Origin of the sequence: Xanthomonas sp. SHU 199, assembly GCF_000364665.1 — a bacterium.
Classification (GTDB): domain Bacteria; phylum Pseudomonadota; class Gammaproteobacteria; order Xanthomonadales; family Xanthomonadaceae; genus Xanthomonas_A; species Xanthomonas_A sontii.
Genome location: NZ_AQOI01000440.1, coordinates 1 through 4,539, shown reverse-complemented (window position 1 = coordinate 4,539; position 4,539 = coordinate 1). Strand labels below are relative to the sequence as shown.

Below are 4,539 nucleotides of genomic sequence, written 5' to 3'. Positions count from 1 at the left end.
CCATCCGCCGCTGCGGAAGGGAACCCGGTAAATCAAGAGCCGAAGCCAAGCAACGGCAACAGCAACAGCAACAGCAACAGCAACAGCACAGCAAGAGCGGTGTGACGGCGCTGGGTGCAGTTGAAAAGCGACTACATCAAGTGCGACATCGGGTGCTGACGCAATTTGCAGCACACCATCGCGCACTACTGCGCAGCGGCCTCCGCCGTCTTCACCTGCATGCCGGCACGCAAGGCCTCCGGCGGATCCAGCACCACCGTGTCGCCGGCGGACAGGCCGGACAGCACCTGGCGGTCGTCGCCCAGGGCGATGCCGGTCTTCAGCGCGCGCTGCTCGACCGTGTTGTCCTCCTTGACCGCGAACGCCACGTCCTGGCCGGCGTGCTTGACGATCGCCGCGCCCGGCACCCGCACGCCCTGCGGCGTGTGCTGCGCCTGCGGTTGCGGCGCCTCCAGGAAACTGACCCGCACGCCCATCTCCGGCACGATCCGCGCGTCCTTCTGCTTCAGCGCCACGCGCACCTTCACCGTCGCCTTGCCGCGGTCGGCGGAGGGAATGATCGCGATCACCTCGGCCGGGATCTTCCAGTCCGGATACGCGTTGAGCGTGGCCTCCACCGGCATGCCCGGCTTGACCCGGCCGATGTAGGACTCGCCCACCTCGACCTCGATCTCCAGCGAATCCATGTCGACGATGGTGCCGATGCCGGTGCGGGTGAAGCCGCCGCCGGCCGACAGCGGCGAGACGATCTCGCCCGGCTGCGCCGCCTTGGCGGTGACCACGCCGGAGAACGGCGCACGCACGATGGTGTTGTCCACGTTGAGATCGGAGATCGACAACTGGTTGCCGGCCACCGCCACGTTGCGTTGCGCGTTCTGCAACTGCGCACGCAGGGCATCGCGCTGCGCCACCGCCTGTTCGTACTGCGAGCGCGAGACCAGTTGCTGGCCGGCCAGGGTCTGCAGCCGCTGCGCGTCGGCATCGGCCTGGCGCACCTGCGCCTGCATGTTGGCGACCAGGCTGCGTGCCGCGTCCAGTTGCGAGGCCGACAGCACCCGTTGCGCGTTGGCGTCGATCGGATCCAGCGTCGCCATCACTTGGCCTTCCTCCACGCGCATGCCTTCCTCGATGCGTACCTCGCGGACCTTGCCGGTGATCTTGGCCGACACCGTGGCCATGCGCCGCGCCACCACATAGCCGCTGGCGTCCAGCACCGAGGCGCTGCTGCTGCCGGGGGCGATCGCCACCACCGCGGCGGTGCGCACCTCCAGCGGCTTGCTGCGGCCGAACAGCCACCAGCCGCCGGCGCCCAGGGCGAGCAGCACCACCAGCAGCACCACGGCGATCCACAGCCCGCGCCGCGACGGCGGCTCGCTCGGCGGCGCCTTGCGGTCGATACGGAGTTCCTTGAGCAGGTCGGAGGAAGTACTCATCGTGTCCTTGAACGAAACGGTCGGCGCGCTGCAGTGTGCGAGCCACCGGCCGCTGTGGGCATGGCCGGAAGTCACTTTCTGCGATGCGCTGTAGCGGGAGAACGCCGCCCCTCGGCGTGGATCGCAGCATGCGGCAATCGTGCGGGGGCTGCCAGTGACAGATGTCATCCACTGCAGCTGACGCGCCGCACTGGGCGGCGACTCCGCCGCGGCGCAGCCTAGGCACTCCCTGCCAGCACCGGAGTGTCCCATGCCCGATCACGATGCGTTGCCGCTGGCGCAGCTCAGCGGCGTCCACAAGCGCTACGGGACGCTGGTCGCGCTCGACGGCGTCGACCTGCAGCTGCGGCCCGGCCAGTTGCTGGCGCTGCTGGGCGCCAACGGCGCCGGCAAGAGCACCGCGGTGAGCCTGCTGCTCGGGCTGCAGACGCCCGACGCCGGCAGCGTGCGCCTGTGCGGGCAGGATCCGCGGGCGCTGGCCGCACGCCGCCAGGCCGGGGCGATGCTGCAGACCGCCGGGCTGCCGGACACCCTGCGCGTGGGCGAACTGCTGCTGCAGGCGCGCGGTTACTACCCGCAGCCGCGCAGCGTCGCCGACTGCGTGGCGCTGGCCGGGCTGGATGGCGTGATGGCACGCCGCTACGGCCAACTGTCCGGCGGCCAGCAGCGGCGCGTGCAGTTCGCGATGGCGATCTGCGGGCGGCCGCGGGTGCTGTTCCTGGACGAGCCCAGCACCGGCCTGGACATCGAGGCGCGGCAGGGCCTGTGGCGGGCGATCCGCGAGCTGGTCGCCGACGGCTGCGCGGTGCTGCTGACCACGCACTATCTGGAAGAGGCCGAGGCGCTGGCCGACCGGGTGGCGGTGTTGCAGCGCGGCACGCTGATCGCCGAGGGCAGCGTCGCCGAACTGCGTGCGCGCTTCGAGCAATGCACCATCCGCTGCCGCAGCGCGCTGCCGGCGGCGCAGGTGGCGCAGTGGCCACAGGTGCGCCGCGCCGAGAGCCGCGACGGGGTGCTGGAGCTGGTCGCCGAGCCGGCCGAGTCGGTGGTGGCGCGGCTGCTCGCCAGCGATCCGGCGCTGACGGCGCTGGAAGTGCGCCGTGCCGGCCTCGCCGACGCCTTTCTCGCCATCACCCGTGCGGAGGCCGCATGAATCCGATCGATCTGTCCGTTGCTTCCCCGGCCGCCGCCTGGTCGTTGCGCGACCAGAGCGCGCTGCTGCTGCGCGAGATCCGCTACGAGGTGCTGCGCTGGCTGCGCACGCCGTCGTTCGCCTTGCCCACGCTGCTGTTCCCGCCGTTGTTCTACCTGCTGTTCGGCGTGCTGCTCAATCATGGGCGCCACGACGCGGCGGTGTACCTGATGGCCAGCTACAGCGTGTTCGGGGTGATGGCGCCGGCCCTGTTCGGGTTCGGCGTCGGTCTGGCCCTGGACCGCGAGCGCGGCCTGCTCGCGCTGAAGCGGGCGATGCCGGTGCCGCCGCTGGCCCCGCTGCTGGCGCGCACCGCGCTGGCGATGGCCTTCGCGCTGGCGATCGGCGTCTTGCTGCAGGCGCTGGCCGCGCTGCTCGGCGGGGTGATGCTGACGCCGGCGCAGCGAATCGGGCTGCTGCTGGTGGACGTGCTGGGCACGCTGCCGTTCTGCGCGATCGGGCTGGCGCTGGGCGCCTATGCCGGCGGCAGCGGTGCGCCGGCGCTGGTCAACCTGATCTACCTGCCGATGGCGTTCCTGTCCGGGCTGTGGATCCCGCTGCAACTGCTGCCGGCGTGGCTGACCACGCTGGCGCCGCTGTGGCCGTCCTATCACCTGGGCCAGTTGGCGCTGCACGTGGTCGGGCAGGGCGACGGCCACGGCAGTGCCGGCCATGTCATCGCCCTGCTGGCGGTGACGGTGGTGTTCTACGCACTGGCGCAGCGGCGCCTGCGGCGCGGCTGATGGTGCGCTGTGCCGATCCCGGCGTCGCCGCGCGGTTTCGCGCGCCGGCGCCTTCGCTAAGCTATGCGCTGCGGCGGCCGTGCCGCCCTGGGAGCCCGACGTGATCGCCTTGCTGCACGCCTCGCCCGACTCGCTGATCGCCCGCCGCATCGGCTGGAGCTCGGCCAAGCCCAGCACCCACTGGTTCGTGTGGCTGTCGCTGGTGTGGTCGATCTGGCTGTTCGTCACTCCGCTGTACGAGCCGTACTACTTCCGCAACTGGTTCCCGCCGACGCTGGCCAGCTATCTGATGTTCCTGGCCTTGTACTACGTGGCCTACTACCGCCACCGGCGCTACCTGCCCTGGTGCGTGGCCGGCATGGCGGCGCTGGCGTTCGTGGTGCTGCCGTACAACCCCGGCGCGCAGTGCTACATCATCTATGCCTGCGCCTTCCTGGCGTTCTGCTTCGAGCCGAAGCGGGCGGTGGCGGCGATGCTGCTGGTGCTGGCCTCGTTCGCATTGGCCTGGACGATGCGCGGCTGGTCGCCGCTGTACATGGTCAGCGCGGTGGTGGTCGGCCTGTCGGTGGGGCTGATGAACATCAGCTTCGAGCGCCGTGCGCGCGGCGAGGCGCAGCTGCGCCTGAGCCACGAGGAAGTGCGGCGCCTGGCGGCGGTGGCCGAGCGCGAGCGCATCGGTCGCGACCTGCACGACCTGCTCGGCCACACCCTGTCGCTGGTGGCGCTGAAGTCGGACCTGGCCACGCGCCTGCTCGCCCATGACGCCGCCGCGGCGCAGCGCGAGATGGAGGAAGTGGGCCAGGTCGCACGCGAGGCGCTGAGCCAGGTGCGGCGTGCGGTCAGCGGCATCCGCGCGGCGCAGCTGGCGGCGGAGATCGCCTCGGCCAAGCTGCTGCTGGAATCGTCGGGGGTGACCTTCCGCTACCAGGTCGAGGCCTTGCCGCCGTGCCCGCAATTGGAGACGGTGTTCGCGCTGGTGCTGCGCGAGGCCGCCACCAACATCCAGCGCCACGCGCGTGCCAGCCACGCGCAGTTGCGGCTGTGGTGCGAGCGCGGCCAGGCCCTGCTGGAACTGCGCGACGACGGCCGCGGCGGCGCGCTGCAGCCGGGCACCGGGCTGAGCAGCATGCGCGAGCGGCTGGAGGCGGTGGGCGGCAGCCTGCGCATCGCC

4 protein-coding genes are annotated in these 4,539 nt (G+C 71.4%); 3 read left to right on the top strand and 1 reads right to left on the bottom strand.

Annotated features, from left to right (window positions below; translation table 11 throughout):
* Window positions 1-185: 185 nt before the first annotated feature.
* Entirely contained in the window at window positions 186-1,433 is a 1,248-nt protein-coding gene (locus D183_RS0114160; protein ID WP_017909578.1) for an efflux RND transporter periplasmic adaptor subunit, read from the bottom strand.
* Window positions 1,434-1,683: 250 nt separating this feature from the next.
* Here D183_RS0114160 and D183_RS0114155 point away from each other — a divergent pair, with 250 nt between their 5' ends.
* From D183_RS0114155 to D183_RS0114145, 3 genes are all read left to right on the top strand, one after another.
* A complete protein-coding gene (locus D183_RS0114155) occupies window positions 1,684-2,586 on the top strand; it encodes an ABC transporter ATP-binding protein (protein ID WP_017909577.1) in 903 nt (300 codons plus the stop codon).
* Window positions 2,583-3,368 (top strand): ABC transporter permease, encoded by a 786-nt coding sequence (locus tag D183_RS0114150; protein WP_017909576.1) that lies wholly within the window; start codon window positions 2,583-2,585, stop codon window positions 3,366-3,368. Before D183_RS0114155 ends, D183_RS0114150 begins: the two co-directional genes overlap by 4 nt.
* A gap of 100 nt (window positions 3,369-3,468) precedes the next feature.
* Window positions 3,469-4,539 (top strand): sensor histidine kinase (locus D183_RS0114145; protein WP_026144479.1); only part of this gene is annotated, 1,071 nt, incomplete at its 3' end.

What these genes read in the sequence shown, in the direction of transcription:
- D183_RS0114155 (WP_017909577.1), top strand. Translation starts at nt 1,684, where the DNA reads ATGCCCGATCACGATGCGTTGCCGCTGGCGCAGCTCAGCGGCGTCCAC.
- D183_RS0114150 (WP_017909576.1), top strand. Translation starts at nt 2,583, where the DNA reads ATGAATCCGATCGATCTGTCCGTTGCTTCCCCGGCCGCCGCCTGGTCG.
- D183_RS0114160 (WP_017909578.1), bottom strand. Translation starts at nt 1,433, where the DNA reads ATGAGTACTTCCTCCGACCTGCTCAAGGAACTCCGTATCGACCGCAAG.